The organism is Mycobacterium sp. IDUB_1 (genome assembly GCF_055419625.1).
Window position 1 is genome coordinate 135,732 of record NZ_JBVAYA010000003.1, and the last position, 16,030, is coordinate 151,761.

The window sequence follows — 16,030 nt, forward strand, 5'->3', positions numbered from 1 at the left end:
CGACACGACGACGATCTGGTCGAATTGCCGCCGCGATCGCCTGACGGGGGCGTAATTTTGCCGTAACACACGCCACGGGGGTCGGCGAAGGGACATTTCATGGGTCAGGCACACACCATCGGACGGGTCGGCGCGCTCGCCGTGACGCTCGGCGTCGGCTGGGCGGTGGCCACCGCCGCCCCCGGCGTCGCGTACGCCGACGAGACCGGCAGCGACACCGCGGTGGCGGCGCCTGCCTCGTCATCAGATGCGTCATCGGAAGCGTCGCAGACCGGGCCCGGCAGGGCCGACGAGCGACGGGCCGCTGCGCAGCAACGCCGCCAAGAAGCGCGCGAGGCTGCCGCGACTCGTCGCGCCGAGCGTCAGGAGGCCCGGCGTGCTCGTTCCGCCGACCGCGACACCGATGGTCCCGAGCGCACCTCGGTAAAGGTCACCAAAGATGGCGAGTCGTCGCGCGCCGATGCTCCGGCCGGTGCGCCGCCGGCAGCGCCGCTCGCGCTGACCACGTTGCTGACGTCCGCTGCCGCCACGCGTGAGGAGCGGACGGCGCAGCGCACCACCGCCGTGCCCCAGGTGAGCGCCCTGGCCGCCGACGACACTCCGAACGTGCTGGTGATCGGCATCGACGGGACCAACCTCAGCAAGATCCTCGCCAATGAGCAGAACACCAACCTGTTCAGCCTCATGCAGGGCGGGACGACCGCGGCATCGACGATCGTCGGGCACACGACGATCTCCAATCCGTCGTGGTCGTCCATCCTGACCGGGGCGTGGGGCGAGAAGACCGGCGTGATCAACAACGTCTTCACGCCCTGGACCTACTCACGATGGCCGACGCTGTTCACCCAGCTCGAGCAGTTCGACAGCAGCATCGAGACCACCGCGATCTCCGACTGGGACGTGATCGCCGGCATCGCGGGCACCGGCGGGGCAGCCGACGTCGACAACAACATCTATTTCACCCAGGTCGCCGGCGACACCGACTGGTCGAAGACCGACGACCGGGTCGGGGACGCCACCGAGGCTGCTATCGCCAACGCCGACCCGGATGTCGCCAACTTCGTGTTCAGTTACTTCGTCGGGGTCGACGAGAACGGCCACATGCACGGCGGCGACTCGACGGAGTACGCCGCAGCCGTCACCAACGTCGACCGCAACATCGGGGAGATCCTCGAGGCGATCCAGACCAGTGGCCAGGAGTGGACGATCATCGTCGTCACCGACCACGGGCACCAGCCGCAGAAGGGCATCGGCCACGGGTTCCAATCGCCGCCCGAGACATCGACATTCGTGATCGCGAACGGGGCAGGATTCGACTCCGGCGCGATCAACCTGACGTATTCGATCGTCGACGTCACCCCCACGGTGCTCACCCTGTTCGGGGGGCAGCCCTCCTCGGACTCGGACGGGGAATCCCTGACCGACCAGGACGACAGCAATGTCCTGCCCGACCCCGGTGAGCTGCGCGCCGACCTCCTCGACATCATCGCCAAGTACGGCTATCCGGACCGGGCCACCGAGGCCAGACTGAGCCTCCGCACCATCGTGACCTCGGTGCCCTACTTCGTGTTCGGCGCGACCAACCAGCTCACCGGCGGTCTGCAGGGTCTCGTCGACCTCGGCATCCCGCTGGTCAGCCTCGTGGCCAAGGTCGCGATCATCCCGATCGAGTTGGGCGGCGACCTCATCTACGTCGCGACGAACCTCGCGGCGCAGATCGTCGCGAAGCTCACCGGTGTCGAGGGCGCGAGCATCTTCCCGCTGTGGCCGCCGGCACCGCCCGCGATCGAGCCTCAGCCCGACGAGACGACGACTCTGGCCGATCTCTTCGCGGTGTGCGGTGACGATCCGGCCTCGGCGAGCTTCCTGGGGTGCAGGGCGCCGAGCATCGCCGTTTAGCGCTGCATCGAGGCGATGAAGTAGGACTCTTTGCCGGTGGGATAGCCGCCGCCGTCGGTGGCGATGTGCACGTGGTCGAAGTGGTTGGCCGTCTCGTTGCCGTAGTCGGCCGTCCAACTCGGCGCGCCGATGCCGGGATAGAGGGCCTGGCGCCAGATCACGTGGAGGACACCCCAGCGCTTCGCGTTGGCGAGGGCATAGCCGGCGATCTGGTTGCCCAGGGCAATGCCCTCGTCGGAGTGGTAGTTCGGGATCATCACGTCGATCGCCAGACCGTTGGGATGCCACTTCAACGGATCCTGCCGATAGCCGCCGATCGTCGTGATCTCCGGGAACATCGCGCTGATCGCGCGGGCCGCCCAGATCGTCTTGACCTGCAACCCGCCTTCAGGCGCGACGCCGCGCGGCAGCGACAGATCGAAGACCCGCGCGTCGATGGGTGCGCTGGCGGCCAGGAGTTCGGCCTTGTCCGGCGGGGGAGCCGCGGGCGACGCCGACGATCCGGCTGGTTTCTCGAGTTGCGGCGCGGAGGTCGGCGCGGCAGCCTTTTCCATGTCCTGCGCGTAGAACATGCCGGCCGACACCACGAGCGACATGATGATCGCCAGCCACCGGCCACGGCCGTTGGCTAACAGTTTCGTGCGCACGAGGTGCACTGTAGCGCCGCGTGCCGCCGCCGCGGGCAATGTTGGAGTGACGGCGCGTTTGAAAGGAAGCAGCCGTGGGCAAGCTGCCTTCCTGTTCTCGGTGCGGGGGGCTCGCGTGGCCCGGACGAAAGGCGGCTCGATGAGCGAAATCAGGACAGAATCTGCACAGGCCGGTACCGAGCGAAAGCTGGGTAACAGCCTGAAATCCCGTCACATCACGATGATCTCCATCGCCGGGATCATCGGGGCCGGTCTGTTCGTCGGTTCCAAGAACGCCATCGCCGAGGCGGGCCCCGCAGTCATCCTCTCCTACATCATGGCCGGCACCCTCGTCGTGCTCGTCATGCGCATGCTGGGGGAGATGGCCACCGCGAACCCGGACACGGGCTCGTTCTCCGTCTACGCCGACCGTGCGCTCGGCGGCTGGGCCGGCTTCTCGATCGGTTGGCTGTACTGGTGGTTCTGGGTTCTCGTCATTCCGGTCGAGGCCACCGCCGCCGCCGACATCCTGACCGGTCTCATCGGTGGCGCGCAATGGATCTGGGCCCTGGCGGTCACGCTGCTGCTGACCATAACCAACCTCGCGAGCGTCGGTAACTACGGCGAGTTCGAATTCTGGTTCGCGCTGATCAAGGTCGTCGCCATCGTCGCGTTCATCGGCGTCGGCGTGGCCGCGATCTTCGGTCTCATCCCCGACTCGCAGGTCAGTGGCATCGACAACCTGTGGCAGCCTGACGGCTTCCTGCCCAACGGGTTCGGCGCCGTCGTCGCCGGCATGCTGATCACGATGTTCTCGTTCATGGGCACCGAGATCGTCACCATCGCGGCCGCCGAATCGCCCGATCCAGAGCACGGGATCACCAAGGCCGTGCGTACGGTGATCTGGCGCATCTCGCTGTTCTACATCGGCTCGATCTTCATCATCGTCTCGCTGATGCCGTACAACGAACTGCCCGACGGGTCCTACCAGTCCACGCTGCAGGCGATCGGCATCCCCGGTTCCGGGCTCATCATGGACATCGTCATCCTCACCGCGGTGGCGTCGTGCCTGAACTCCGCGCTCTACACCGCGTCGCGAATGCTGTTCTCGCTCAGCGAGCGTCACGACGCACCGCAGGCGGTCCGCAAGATCGCAAGCAACGGCGCGCCCTGGGTCGCGGTGCTGGCCTCGACCGCGGTCGGCTTCCTCGCCGTGATCGGCAACTACCTGCTGCCGGAGAAGATCTTCGGCTACCTGCTGGCCACCAGCGGCGCCGTCGCGCTGTTCGTGTACCTCGTGATCGCGATCAGCCAATTCGTCCTCGGCCGGAAGATGCGGGCCGCCGGCGAGCGACCGCCGGTGAAGATGTGGCTGTTCCCGTACCTGACCGTGGTGGTGATCGGACTGATCATCGCGGTGCTGGTGCTGATGGCGTTCGATCCGAAACAGCAGCAGGCCATCGGACTCTCGGTGGTGTCGGCCGTCATCATCGTGGCTCTCGGCGTGATCGTGCACCGGCGCCACGGTGCGGCCGAGGAGTCGGTCGGCACCAGCTGAGGGGTCAGGGCCGTTTGGCCACCGTCAGCAGGATCGCCGCGTCCTCCAGCGCCAGCAGCGAGTGCCGGCTGTCGGGGATCAGCAACAGATCGCCGGCGCGGCCGTCCCATCGGTCGTCGCCGACGACCAATCGGACGGATCCCCGCAGCACGTAGATCGTCGCCTCACCGGGGTTCTCGTGCTCGGCCATCTCCGATCCTGCCGTCATCCCGACCACGGTCTGGCGCAGAATCCGCTCGTGACCGCCCACGACCGTGTCGGCGGCGTTACGGCCGCTGGAGGTCGCCCGCTCGAGCTGCTGTCGGGCCAACGCTTCGATCGACACCTTCTGCATGGATGCCATTCCATGCCCCGCGGCGTCGCGCCGTCAACCAAGGATGTGACCGGACCGGGGAGCACCCCCGTTCGGTAGGCTTCAACCGCCCCGAAACTGACAGATCTCTGACCGCACCTCAACGCCGGGAGGCCACTACATGAGCGCCGAGCAGCCCACCATTTTCTACACCCTGACCGACGAGGCGCCGCTGCTCGCGACCTACGCCTTCCTGCCCGTGGTCCGTGCCTTCGCCGGCGCCGCCGACATCGACGTCAAATCCACCGACATCTCGGTGGCCGCGCGCATCCTCGCCGAGTTCTCCGACCGGCTCACCGAGGAGCAGCGAGTACCCGACAACCTCACCGAGCTGGGCGAACTGACTCAGTTCCCCGAGACCAACATCATCAAGCTGCCGAACATCAGCGCCTCGGTGCCGCAGCTGCTCGCCGCGATCAAAGAACTCAAGGCCAAGGGTTACGACCTGCCCGACTACCCGGGCGAACCGAAGACCGACGACGAGCGCAAGATCAAGGAACGCTACGCGAAGATCCTCGGTAGTGCCGTCAATCCCGTTCTGCGCGAAGGTAATTCAGACCGTCGCGCGCCCAAGGCGGTCAAGGAGTACGCCCGCAAGCATCCGCACAGCATGGGGGAGTGGTCGCAGGCCTCGCGCACGCACGTCGCGACGATGAAGGGCGGCGACTTCTACCACGGTGAGAAGTCGATGACGCTGGACAAGGCGCGCAGCGTTCGAATGGAACTCAAGACCCACCCCAAGGACGGCTCAGCCGGCGAGACCATCGTGCTCAAGCCCGAGGTCAAGCTCGACGAGGGCGACGTCATCGACAGCATGTTCATGAGCAAGAAAGCTCTCATCGAGTTCTACGAGGCGCAGATCGAGGACGCCTACAAGACAGGCGTGATGTTCTCGCTGCACGTCAAGGCCACGATGATGAAGGTCAGCCACCCGATCGTGTTCGGCCACGCCGTCAAGGTGTTCTACAAGGACGCGTTCGCCAAACACCAGGAACTGTTCGACGAGCTGGGCGTCAACGTCAACAACGGTCTGTCCGATCTCTACAGCAAGATCGAGGCCCTGCCCGCCTCGCAGCGTGAGGAGATCATCGAGGACCTGCACAAGTGTCACGAGCACCGGCCCGAGCTCGCGATGGTCGACTCGGCGAAAGGCATCTCCAACTTCCACTCGCCCAGCGACGTCATCGTCGACGCCTCGATGCCGGCGATGATCCGGCTCGGCGGAAAGATGTACGGCGCCGACGGCCGCACCAAGGACACCAAGGCCGTCAACCCCGAGTCGACGTTCTCCCGGATGTACCAGGAGGTCATCAACTTCTGTAAGACCCACGGCCAGTTCGACCCCACCACGATGGGCACAGTGCCCAACGTCGGGCTGATGGCGCAGAAGGCCGAGGAGTACGGCAGCCACGACAAGACTTTCGAGATCGGCGAAGACGGTGTCGCCGACATCGTCGACAACGAGACCGGTGAGGTGCTGCTGAGCCAGAACGTCGAGGCCGGTGACATCTGGCGCATGCCCATCGTCAAGGACGCCCCGATCCAGGACTGGGTCAAGCTGGCGGTGACGCGCGCCCGCGCCTCCGGAATGCCGGTGGTGTTCTGGCTCGACGACGAACGCCCGCACGAGAACGAGTTGCGCGCCAAGGTGAAGAAGTACCTCCGCGACCACGACACCGAGGGTCTGGAGATCACCATCCTGCCGCAGGTGTGGGCCATGCGGTACACGCTCGAGCGGCTGATCCGGGGGCAGGACACCATCTCGGCGACCGGCAACATCCTGCGGGACTACCTGACCGACCTGTTCCCGATTCTCGAGCTCGGCACCAGCGCCAAGATGCTGTCCATCGTGCCGCTGATGGCCGGGGGCGGGCTGTACGAGACCGGCGCCGGCGGCTCGGCACCCAAGCACGTGAACCAGCTGGTGGAGGAGAACCACCTGCGCTGGGATTCCCTGGGCGAGTTCCTCGCACTGGGCGCCAGCTTCGAGGACATGGGTGACAAGGCCGGGAACAAGAAGGCCTCGATCCTGGGCAAGGCTCTCGACGCCGCCATCGGCAAGCTGCTCGACAACAACAAGAGCCCGTCTCGCAAGACCGGTGAGCTCGACAACCGTGGCAGCCAGTTCTATCTGACGATGTACTGGGCGCAGGAACTCGCGGACCAGACCGAGGACTCCGAGCTCGCCGAGCACTTCGGCCCGCTGGCCAAGACGCTCGCGGAGCAGGAGGACACCATCGTCTCCGAACTCAACGCCGTGCAGGGTGAGGCCGTCGACATCGGTGGCTACTACTACCCCGACCGGGAGAAGACCACCGCGGTGATGCGCCCCAGCGAGACGTTCAACAAAGCCCTGGAGTCGCTGCAGAGCTGAGCTCACCCAGCTACACCCCGCGATTCGCCGCTGCGGTTCATTGCGGTTTCGCCACGTTCGGCCACAATTCGGTGTGGTGTGCGTAACATCCGTCGTGGATACGCCGATAAAGGGCCATCACCGGCCGTCGTCAGGGGTAGCTATGCGTGTGGTTATGGGTGTTTCGTTGACCGCCAAGAGTGCGGTGTGGGCGCTTGTCGATGTCAAGGACGGCACCATCCTGGCCGACGAGGTGGTCGGGCTCGATTCGGCGAACGAGATTGCCCGAGCCACGGCGCGCAGCATCCAGGCGTTCGCCCTGCAAAGCCAACGCGACATCGACGGGGTGCGCCTGACGTGGAACGACGACGCACGGGCGCACGGCATCCGGCTGCGCACCAAGCTGCGGCTGTTCGGCTTCGACACCGTCGAGACGGTGACCCAGGAAGCGGCTCGTGAAGGGCGCAACCGCACGGCCCGCCACATCGCCCCGCACCTGGTGCTCGCCTACGGCGCGGCCCGCGCCGATGTGCACGGTGAGGAACACCGCAACGCCCTGGTGCGCCTCGTCTCCCGCGTCCCGCTGCCCGTCTCGGCAGCCGCCGGGGTGATCGCCGTCGCCGGCGTCGGAATCTACGCGCTGACCGGCGGCTTCAACGCGAGCGCTCCCGTCGTGGAGGCGTCCGCACCGGTGCCGGCACCTGCTGCGGCTCCGCCCGCCGTGCCCGCACCCGTCCCCGCGGTGGCACCGGCGGTTCCCACGCCGGCCCCCGAGGCCGCGCCCGAGACTTTCACCCCCGTCGAATCTGCTCAGGCGTACTCCGCTCCGGCCGTGACGGACTCGGAGCAGGAGGCGCCGACGGCATCGCCTGCGGCAGCAGGCTCCGATGCGACCCCGGTGGCGGCCAGCATCGACACGACGGTCCAACCCGCCGAGACCGCGACGGTGCCACAGGTTGCGACCGTGCAGGAGTCTCAACAGCCCGGCAGCGCGAGTATCGCGGCGGTCGGCATCACCCCGAGCGACCCGCAGACCATCGGCACGATGATCGGGGAACCGCATCTCACCGGGTCGCAGCTGGCCGCCGGACCGGTGCAGGCCGTCGTCGCCCCGGCGCCTGCGCAGTCGGCCCCGCCGGTCCCGGCGAACACCGCCACCCCGGGCGGTGCCTCCACTCCGGGATCCGGTGGTCCCTTGAGCGCCTTCCTCGAAGCGCTGCCGTAAACAGGGGTAGTAGTACTCATCCGGTCGACCCCGCCCCGCGGCATGCTGGCGTCATGACCGTTTCGATTCCCACCCGCGACCGCGCCGTCGACGTCGCCCGCCTCGCCGCACTCATGGTGGTGATGTTCGGCCACTGCGCGCTGCTGCTCGCGACCATCGACGGGCGGGGCCTGCATGTGGCCAACCTGATCGGTGCGTTGCCGGCAATCGCGCCAGTCACGTGGATCGTGCAGGTGATGCCGCTGTTCTTCCTGGCTGGCGGGGCCGCGGGCAGCTACGGCTACCGCGCGGGAACCCCCTGGGGAACATGGCTTTTCACGAGAGCTCAGCGGCTCTGCCGGCCGGTGTTCTTCTATCTCGCAGTGTGGTCTGTCGGCCTGCTGGCCGTCCAGTTCACGCTCGGCGCGGAATCGGCCGCACGGCTGGGCCGCGAGAGCGTCGCGCTGCTGTGGTTCCTCGGGGTCTACCTGGTGACACTCGCCTTCGTCCCCGCCCTGGTCCGGATGGCCACGCCGCGCACCGTCACCGTCGTGCTCGCCGGTCTCCTCGCGGCCGCCGCGCTCGGTGATGCCGCCCGCTTCGCCCTCGACACTCCCACCGCGGGCGTCACCAACTTCGTCGTCGTCTGGCTCATCCCGATCGTGATCGGCGTCGGATACGCACGGCGGTTGACCAGTGCCCGGTGGGCGGCCTCGATCGGAATCGGGGCCTTCGCCGTCCAACTGGCCCTGGCCGCCGTGGGGCCCTACGACGTGTCGCTGGTGGTCACCGGCAACGAGCAGGTGTCCAACGTGGCCCCGCCGACGCTGCTGCTCGCCCTGCACTGCATCTGGATGTCGTGCGCGTTCGTGCTCGCCGCCGGCGCGCTGCAGCGATGGGCGCTGCGCCCGCGGGTGTGGCGGGTGGTCAGCACGGGCAACGGCGGCGCGATGACGCTCTACCTGTGGCACATCCCCGCGATAGCGGTGGCCGCCTTCGCGCTGCACGCCGTCGGCCTCGACGCGTATCACGTGCATGCGCCGGGGTTCTGGGCCCTGCTGGTGCTGCGCGCGGTCGTGTTCGCCGCCGTGATGGGTGTGCTCTTCGTGGCGCTGTCGCCGCTGGAGCACCGCCCGCTGCCGTGGTGGGACCGGCCGGTGAGCGCCCGCGGCGTCCGCGCCGGAATCACCGGCGCGCTGGTGTGCGCCGCCGGGGTCGCGCTCGTGTTCACCGCCAAGCTGGGGCTCACCGGCTCCGGATGGGCCGCGCTGGCGGTGTTCGTCGCCGCGGTGGTGGCAGCACGGATCAGTGCGGGGGCGGGGACTGCCGGCGGCGGCGCGCCACACAGCGACGTCGCGGAAAACTCTCCGCAAAAAGTTGGCCCCAAATCTTGATCTAATCCAGAAAACGGGCCAAGATCGAGGAGATGACCGCCGACGGGGACTACGCAGACGCGCTGAAGTCAGCGGGCCTACGCGTGACCCGTCCGCGCATCGCGGTGATGCAGGCGGTCGAGCACCTTCCTCATGCCGACACCGAGGACATCATCACCGCGGCTCGCGACCGGCAGCCCGACATCTCCCGTCAGACGGTCTACGACGCGCTCAACGCCTTGACCGCGACCGGACTCGTGCGGCGGATCCAGCCCGCCGGTCATCTCGCCCGCTACGAAGCCCGAGTGGGCGACAACCACCACCACATCGTGTGCCGGTCGTGCGGTGTGGTGGCCGACGTGGATTGCGCCGTGGGCGAGGCGCCGTGCCTGACCGCGTCGGACGATCTCGGCTTCGACGTCGACGAAGCCGAAGTCATCTTCTGGGGCCTGTGCCCCGACTGCAGCCCGCAGCCCCGATCACATCCGTGATCAGTTCGTCATCCACCACCGAAAGGGAATGTTGTGTCCTCTGATACGTCCGATGCCCGCCCGCCGCAGTCAGACACCAAGACCCACAGCCACAGCGAATCCGAGAACCCGGTCATCGACGCGCCCGAGCCCGAAGCCCATGCGCCGCTGACGAACAAGGACTGGTGGCCGGAGCAGGTCGACGTCTCGGTGCTGCACAAGCAGAATGAGAAGGGCAACCCGCTCGGCGAGGACTTCGACTATGCAGAAGAGTTCGCCAAGCTCGACGTCGAAGCGTTCAAGCGCGACGTCCGCGATGTGGTCACCACCTCGGTGGACTGGTGGCCGGCCGACTACGGCAGCTACGCAGGTCTTTTCATCCGGATGAGCTGGCACGCGGCCGGTACCTACCGCATCTTCGACGGGCGGGGCGGCGCCGGTCAGGGTTCGCAGCGGTTCGCGCCACTGAACAGCTGGCCCGACAACGCCAACCTGGACAAGGCGCGTCGGCTGCTGTGGCCGATCAAGCGCAAGTACGGCAACAAGATCTCCTGGGCCGACCTGATCGCCTACGCCGGCAACGCCGCGCTGGAATCCGCGGGCTTCCAGACCTTCGGCTTCGCCTTCGGTCGCGAGGACATCTTCGAGCCCGAGGAGATGCTGTGGGGCCAGGAGGACACCTGGCTGGGCACCGACAAGCGCTACGACGGCACCAACGACAGCGACCGCAAGCTGGCCGAGCCGTTCGGCGCCACGACCATGGGCCTGATCTACGTCAATCCCGAAGGGCCTGAAGGCAAGCCGGATCCGCTGGCCGCTGCTCACGACATCCGCGAGACCTTCGGGCGCATGGCGATGAACGACGAGGAGACCGCCGCACTGATCGTCGGCGGCCACACGCTCGGCAAGACCCACGGTGCGGCCGACGTCAACGTCGGTCCCGAACCCGAGGGTGCGCCCATCGAGCAGCAGGGCCTGGGCTGGAAGTGCCCGTTCGGCACGGGCAACGCCAACGACACCGTGACCAGCGGTCTCGAGGTCGTGTGGACCGGCACCCCGACCCAGTGGAGCAACGGCTACCTGGAGATCCTCTACGGCAACGAATGGGAGCTGACCAAGAGCCCGGCCGGCGCCTGGCAGTTCGAGGCCAAGGACGCCGAGGCGACGATCCCGGATCCGTTCGGCGGCCCGCCACGCAAGCCCACCATGCTGGTCACCGATGTCTCGATGCGCGTCGATCCCATCTACGGCCAGATCACCCGGCGGTGGCTCGACCACCCCGAAGAGATGAACGCGGCGTTCGCCAAGGCGTGGTACAAGCTCATGCACCGCGACATGGGCCCCATCAGCCGCTACCTCGGACCGTGGGTGGCCGAGCCGCAGCTGTGGCAGGACCCGGTGCCCGCGGTGGACCACGAACTGGTCGACGAGTCGGACATCGCGTCGCTGAAGAGCACCATCCTGGCCTCGGGCCTGTCCGTGCCGTCACTCGTCAAGACCGCGTGGGCGTCGGCGGCCAGCTTCCGCGGCACCGACAAGCGCGGTGGCGCCAACGGTGCGCGGCTGCGCCTGGAGCCGCAGCGCAACTGGGAGGTCAACGAGCCGGCCGAGCTGGCCAAGGTGCTGCCGGCCCTGGAGAAGATCCAGCAGGACTTCAACGCCTCGGCCAGCGGCGGTAAGAAGATCTCGCTGGCCGACGTGATCGTGCTGGCGGGCTCGGCGGCGATCGAAAAGGCCGCCAAGGACGGCGGATTCGACATCGACGTCCACTTCGCCCCCGGACGCACCGACGCATCGCAGGAGCAGACCGACGTCGAATCGTTCGCCGTGCTGGAGACCCGTGCCGACGGGTTCCGCAACTACGTGCGACCCGGCGAGAAGACACCGGTCGAAAAGCTGCTCGTGGACAAGGCGTACTTCCTCGACCTCACCGCACCGGAGATGACCGCACTCATCGGCGGCCTGCGCGTGATCGGCGCCAACCACGGCGGCAGCAAGCACGGGGTCTTCACCGACACCCCAGGTGCGCTGACCAACGACTACTTCACCAACCTGCTCGACATGAGCACCGAGTGGAAGCCGTCGGTCAACACCGAGAACGTCTACGAGGGCCGCGACCGTGCCACCGGTGACGTCAAGTGGACCGCGACCGCCAACGACCTGGTCTTCGGGTCGAACTCGGTGCTGCGGGCCGTCGCCGAGGTCTACGCCCAGGACGACAGCAAGGGCAAGTTCGTCGAGGACTTCGTCGCCGCGTGGGTCAAGGTGATGAACAACGACCGGTTCGACCTGCGGTAGGTCCCCCGGGTCTGTGGCTGATGAGCGCCCACACCGTTCTCGCGAGAACGGTGTGGGCGTTCTCGTCTCTGCCGCGCTAGGCGAACCGGACCGGATCCCCGGTCAGCGCGGTGCCGGTGGCCTGGAAGTAGACGCGGCGCGCGATCTCGACGGCGTGGTCGGCGAAACGTTCGTAGAACCTGCCCAGCAGCACCATGTCCGCGGCGACCAGCGGCCCGTGCTGCCACTGAGGTGCTGCCACCCGGACGAAGAGCTGCCGATGAAGGTCGTCCATCCGTTCGTCGTCCGCGCAGACCCGCTCCGCCAGCACCGGATCGAGGGAGCGCACCGCATCGGCAGCCTCGCCCGCCATCCGCACCGCGGTCGTCCCCATCTCGGCGAACAGATCGGCGACCTCGGCGGGCGCCGCGTGTTCCGGGTGGCTTCGCGTCGCGGTACGGGCCACGTGGGAGGCCAACGCACCCATCCGGTCGGCGTCGGCGCCGATGTGCAGCGCCGCCACCACCGTGCGCAGATCGCGTGCCACCGGCGCCTGCAGCGCCAGCAGGCGATAGGCGCGGTCGTTGACCGACACCGCCAACGACGTCAGCTGTGTGAGGTCCGCGCGCAGATGCTGCGCTTCTGCTGCATCTGCGTCGAGCAGCGCGGTGGTGGCCGCCTGCATCATGGCCGACGCGCGATCGCACATCAGGGCGAGATCGCTCACCAGCGAGTCGAGTGTGTCGTGGAAGTCGTTGCGCATGGGGGCCTCGGTGTCAGTCCGTACCCCGTCGCGCCACCGCCAAACTCACGACAGCCGGCTGGCCGCGACGCGAAGATCGGCGACCAGAGACGCGAACGACGCGTCACGCGCATCGGCGGGCCCGCGCAGCACCGCCGACGGATGCAGGGTCGCGACGACGGCGGGGTCGCGGTCGGCGACGGCGGGGTCGCGGTCGGGGAGGCGCAGCACCTCTCCGCGATGCTCCGTCAGCCGAAAGTCGTTGCCCAGCAACGACTTCGCTGCGGTCGCACCGAGCAGAACGACAACCTCGGGATCGACGGCACGCAGTTCGGCCAGCAGCCAGGGCCGGCAGGACACCACCTCGGTGCGGCTGGGCGTCTTGTGGATACGGCGCGCGCCGCGCTCGGCGGTGGTGAACTTGAAGTGCTTGACGGCATTCGTGACGTACAGGGCCTCACGATCGATCCCGGCCTCGCGCAGCGCTCTGTCCAGCAGCCGCCCGGCGGGCCCGACGAACGGCTCGCCTTTCCTGTCCTCCTGGTCGCCGGGCTGCTCGCCGATCGCCATGAGCCTGGCTCCGGCCGGGCCCTCTCCGAAGACGGTCTGGGTGGCATGCTGATGCAGATCGCAGCCGCGGCAGCCGCGCGCGGCGGCGGCGAGGTCGTCGAGGTCGGTGCTCGGCGGCAGGAAGTCCGCGGCGGTGACGGAGGACACGCGGCGGGGGTACCCACGATCATCCGCCGGACACGCCCCGTGTGTGCGCCGGGGTGCTGTCGGGAGGGTTCGGTAGGGTCTGCGCCGTGACAACGAGCTCGGCACCGATTCGCCGCCCGAAACCCGTAACCGCCCGTCTCGCTGAGGAACTGGCCGTAGGGGAGGGCCAGGTCACCGCCGCTGTCCGGCTGCTGGACGAGGGCGCGACCGTGCCGTTCATCGCCCGCTACCGCAAGGAAGTGACCGGCAGCCTCGATGACGGTCAACTGCGCACGCTGGCTGACCGGTTGACCTACCTGCGCGAGCTCGACGAGCGCCGTGACGCGGTGCTCGCCTCGATCCGCGAACAGGGCAAGCTGACCGACGCCCTCGCCGACGCGCTGATGGCCGCCGACACCAAGGCCCGCGTCGAGGACATCTACCTTCCCTACAAACCCAAGCGCAGGACAAAGGCGCAGATCGCGCGCGAAGCCGGGCTCGAACCGCTGGCCGACCGGTTGCTCGCCGATCCCACGCTGGTTCCCGAGCAGGTCGCCGCGGAGTTCGTCGGGGCCGAGGTGTCAGACGCCGCCGCGGCGCTCGACGGTGCCCGGCACATCCTCGTCGAGCGAGCCGCCGAGAACGCCGAACTGGTCGGCCAGGTGCGCGAGCACTTCTGGCAGCAGGGCACGGTGCGGACGCGGGCCGCCTCTGACGCCGTTGCAGCGACGCCGAAGGCGCAGAAGTTCTCCGATTACTTCGACTTCGCGGAGCCGCTGACCGCGATGCCGTCACACCGGGTGCTCGCCGTGCTGCGCGGCGAGAAAGAAGAGGTGCTCGCAGTCACCGTCGACGGCGGGGACGAAGCCGAGTACCAGGCAATGATCGCCCGCGCGCTCGATGTGGACCTGACCGCCGGCGCTGGCGCCACCCAATGGCTGGCTGGCGTCGTCGGATTCGCGTGGCGTACGCGGCTGTCGGTGTCGGCGTCGGTGGACGCGCGGGTCCGGTTGCGGCTGCGCGCCGAAGCCGACGCGGTGACGGTGTTCGCCCGCAACTTGAAAGACCTGCTGCTCGCGGCCCCGGCCGGAAACCGCACCACGCTCGGTCTTGACCCCGGTTTCCGGACCGGGGTCAAGGTGGCCGTCGTCGACGGCACCGGCAAGGTGCTCGAGACGTGCGCCGTCTTCCCGCACCAGCCGCAGAAGCAGTGGGACACCGCCAAGGCGACGCTGGCCGCCTTGGTTGCGCGGCACCGTGTCGAGCTGATCGCTATCGGCAACGGCACCGCATCCCGCGAAACCGATGCGCTGGCAACCGAATTGATCGCCGACATCCGGGCGGCGGGTGCGGCGGCACCCACGAAGGCCGTCGTCAGCGAGGCGGGAGCTTCCGTGTATTCGGCGTCGGCCTACGCCGCACACGAGCTGCCCGAACTCGACGTCACGCTGCGCGGTGCGGTGTCCATCGCGCGCCGGCTGCAGGATCCGCTGGCCGAACTGGTCAAGATCGAACCCAAGTCGATCGGCGTCGGCCAGTACCAGCACGACGTGACCCCCGGCATCCTGGCCCGCAGTCTCGGTGCCGTGGTCGAGGACGCCGTGAACGCGGTCGGGGTCGACGTGAACACCGCCTCGGTACCGCTGCTGGCTCGGGTGTCCGGTATCACCGAGACGCTCGCCGAGTCGATCGTCTCGCACCGGGACCGCACCGGCCCCTTCCGCAGCCGCCGCACGCTGTTGGAGGTGCCGCGCCTGGGCCCCAAGGCGTTCGAGCAGTGTGCCGGCTTCCTGCGGATCCGTGACGGCGAGGATCCTCTGGACAGCTCTGGTGTGCATCCGGAGTCCTACCCGGTGGTGCGTCGCATTCTCGACCGGGCGGGGGTGAGTCTGGCCGAGATCATCGGCAATCGGCGTGCGCTGCAATCGGTTCGGCCCGCCGAGATCGCCGACGAGCGGTTCGGCGTGCCGACCGTGACCGACATCCTCGCCGAACTCGAGAAGCCCGGTCGCGACCCCCGGCCCGAGTTCACCACGGCGAGCTTCGCCGCGGGCGTGGAGAAGGTGGCCGATCTGAAGGAGGGGATGATCCTCGAGGGCGTGGTGACCAACGTCGCCGCGTTCGGCGCTTTCGTCGACGTCGGGGTGCACCAGGACGGGCTGGTGCACGTCTCGGCCATGTCCGACCGCTATGTGTCCGACCCGCACGAGGTGGTGCGCTCAGGCCAGGTGGTGAAGGTGAAGGTGGTCTCCATCGACGTGGAGCGGCAGCGGATCGGGTTGACTCTGCGGCTCGACGAGAAGACCCGTGCGCCCCGCAAGGACTCGGGTCCACGGACGGCGCCGAAGCGTGGGTCGGAGCAGCGGCCACGTCGCGAGGCCGGCGCGCAGCGGAAGGGGAGCGGCAGCGGGGGTGGGTCGATGGCGGACGCTCTGCGCGCCGCCGGTTTTGGGCGGTGACCACGGCCCCGCGATCAGCCC

Annotated in this window: 12 protein-coding genes; 8 read left to right on the top strand and 4 right to left on the bottom strand. The window is 68.1% G+C overall.

The genetic code is table 11. The features are described 5' to 3' along the window. The first annotated feature begins 99 nt into the window (after positions 1-99). On the top strand, positions 100-1,899 hold the full coding sequence (locus tag ACZYYX_RS18040) for an alkaline phosphatase family protein (RefSeq protein ID WP_463815967.1): 1,800 nt from the start codon (positions 100-102) through the stop codon (positions 1,897-1,899). On the opposite strand, the gene ACZYYX_RS18045 is transcribed toward ACZYYX_RS18040, so the two are convergent. Beyond that, positions 1,896-2,495, bottom strand: coding sequence for a glycoside hydrolase (locus tag ACZYYX_RS18045; protein ID WP_463816494.1), 600 nt, complete (start codon positions 2,493-2,495; stop codon positions 1,896-1,898). The genes ACZYYX_RS18040 and ACZYYX_RS18045 overlap by 4 nt on opposite strands. 190 nt (positions 2,496-2,685) lie before the next feature. On the opposite strand from ACZYYX_RS18045, the gene ACZYYX_RS18050 reads away from it, so the two are divergent. Next, complete coding sequence (locus tag ACZYYX_RS18050) at positions 2,686-4,083, top strand: amino acid permease (RefSeq protein WP_463815968.1); 1,398 nt, start codon at positions 2,686-2,688, stop codon at positions 4,081-4,083. Between the two features lie 4 nt (positions 4,084-4,087). Here the strand turns inward: ACZYYX_RS18050 and ACZYYX_RS18055 are convergent, their stop codons facing one another. After that, on the bottom strand, positions 4,088-4,417 hold the full coding sequence (locus ACZYYX_RS18055) for a cupin domain-containing protein (RefSeq protein WP_463816495.1): 330 nt from the start codon (positions 4,415-4,417) through the stop codon (positions 4,088-4,090). A 139-nt stretch (positions 4,418-4,556) separates the two neighbouring features. On the opposite strand from ACZYYX_RS18055, the gene ACZYYX_RS18060 reads away from it, so the two are divergent. The 5 genes from ACZYYX_RS18060 (at position 4,557) to katG (ending at position 12,133) form a co-directional block, all read left to right on the top strand. Beyond that, positions 4,557-6,809, top strand: a complete 2,253-nt coding sequence (locus tag ACZYYX_RS18060; RefSeq protein ID WP_463815969.1) for an NADP-dependent isocitrate dehydrogenase — start codon at positions 4,557-4,559, stop codon at positions 6,807-6,809. Between the two features lie 166 nt (positions 6,810-6,975). Then, a complete protein-coding gene (locus ACZYYX_RS18065) occupies positions 6,976-8,013 on the top strand; it encodes a hypothetical protein (RefSeq protein ID WP_463815970.1) in 1,038 nt (345 codons plus the stop codon). A 53-nt stretch (positions 8,014-8,066) separates the two neighbouring features. Continuing rightward, the gene (locus ACZYYX_RS18070; protein ID WP_463815971.1) at positions 8,067-9,386 is read left to right on the top strand and encodes an acyltransferase family protein; all 1,320 of its coding nucleotides are present in this window, start codon (positions 8,067-8,069) and stop codon (positions 9,384-9,386) included. Positions 9,387-9,418: 32 nt separating this feature from the next. Beyond that, on the top strand, positions 9,419-9,856 hold the full coding sequence (locus ACZYYX_RS18075) for a Fur family transcriptional regulator (RefSeq protein ID WP_463815972.1): 438 nt from the start codon (positions 9,419-9,421) through the stop codon (positions 9,854-9,856). Between the two features lie 33 nt (positions 9,857-9,889). Next, the gene (gene katG / locus ACZYYX_RS18080) at positions 9,890-12,133 is read left to right on the top strand and encodes a catalase/peroxidase HPI (protein WP_463815973.1); all 2,244 of its coding nucleotides are present in this window, start codon (positions 9,890-9,892) and stop codon (positions 12,131-12,133) included. A gap of 76 nt (positions 12,134-12,209) precedes the next feature. On the opposite strand, the gene phoU is transcribed toward katG, so the two are convergent. Then, a complete protein-coding gene (gene phoU / locus ACZYYX_RS18085; RefSeq protein ID WP_463815974.1) occupies positions 12,210-12,875 on the bottom strand; it encodes a phosphate signaling complex protein PhoU in 666 nt (221 codons plus the stop codon). 45 nt (positions 12,876-12,920) lie between these two features. Then, a complete protein-coding gene (locus ACZYYX_RS18090) occupies positions 12,921-13,571 on the bottom strand; it encodes a UdgX family uracil-DNA binding protein (RefSeq protein WP_463815975.1) in 651 nt (216 codons plus the stop codon). A gap of 86 nt (positions 13,572-13,657) precedes the next feature. Here ACZYYX_RS18090 and ACZYYX_RS18095 point away from each other — a divergent pair, with 86 nt between their 5' ends. Beyond that, the gene (locus ACZYYX_RS18095; protein WP_463815976.1) at positions 13,658-16,009 is read left to right on the top strand and encodes a Tex family protein; all 2,352 of its coding nucleotides are present in this window, start codon (positions 13,658-13,660) and stop codon (positions 16,007-16,009) included. Positions 16,010-16,030: the final 21 nt, after the last annotated feature.

Excerpts from the sequence above, each read along its gene's own strand:
- ACZYYX_RS18040 (WP_463815967.1), top strand. The coding sequence starts at position 100 with ATGGGTCAGGCACACACCATCGGACGGGTCGGCGCGCTCGCCGTGACG.
- ACZYYX_RS18045 (WP_463816494.1), bottom strand. The coding sequence starts at position 2,495 with ATGTCGCTCGTGGTGTCGGCCGGCATGTTCTACGCGCAGGACATGGAA.
- ACZYYX_RS18050 (WP_463815968.1), top strand. The coding sequence starts at position 2,686 with ATGAGCGAAATCAGGACAGAATCTGCACAGGCCGGTACCGAGCGAAAG.
- ACZYYX_RS18055 (WP_463816495.1), bottom strand. The coding sequence starts at position 4,417 with ATGCAGAAGGTGTCGATCGAAGCGTTGGCCCGACAGCAGCTCGAGCGG.
- ACZYYX_RS18060 (WP_463815969.1), top strand. The coding sequence starts at position 4,557 with ATGAGCGCCGAGCAGCCCACCATTTTCTACACCCTGACCGACGAGGCG.
- ACZYYX_RS18070 (WP_463815971.1), top strand. The coding sequence starts at position 8,067 with ATGACCGTTTCGATTCCCACCCGCGACCGCGCCGTCGACGTCGCCCGC.
- ACZYYX_RS18075 (WP_463815972.1), top strand. The coding sequence starts at position 9,419 with ATGACCGCCGACGGGGACTACGCAGACGCGCTGAAGTCAGCGGGCCTA.
- phoU (WP_463815974.1), bottom strand. The coding sequence starts at position 12,875 with ATGCGCAACGACTTCCACGACACACTCGACTCGCTGGTGAGCGATCTC.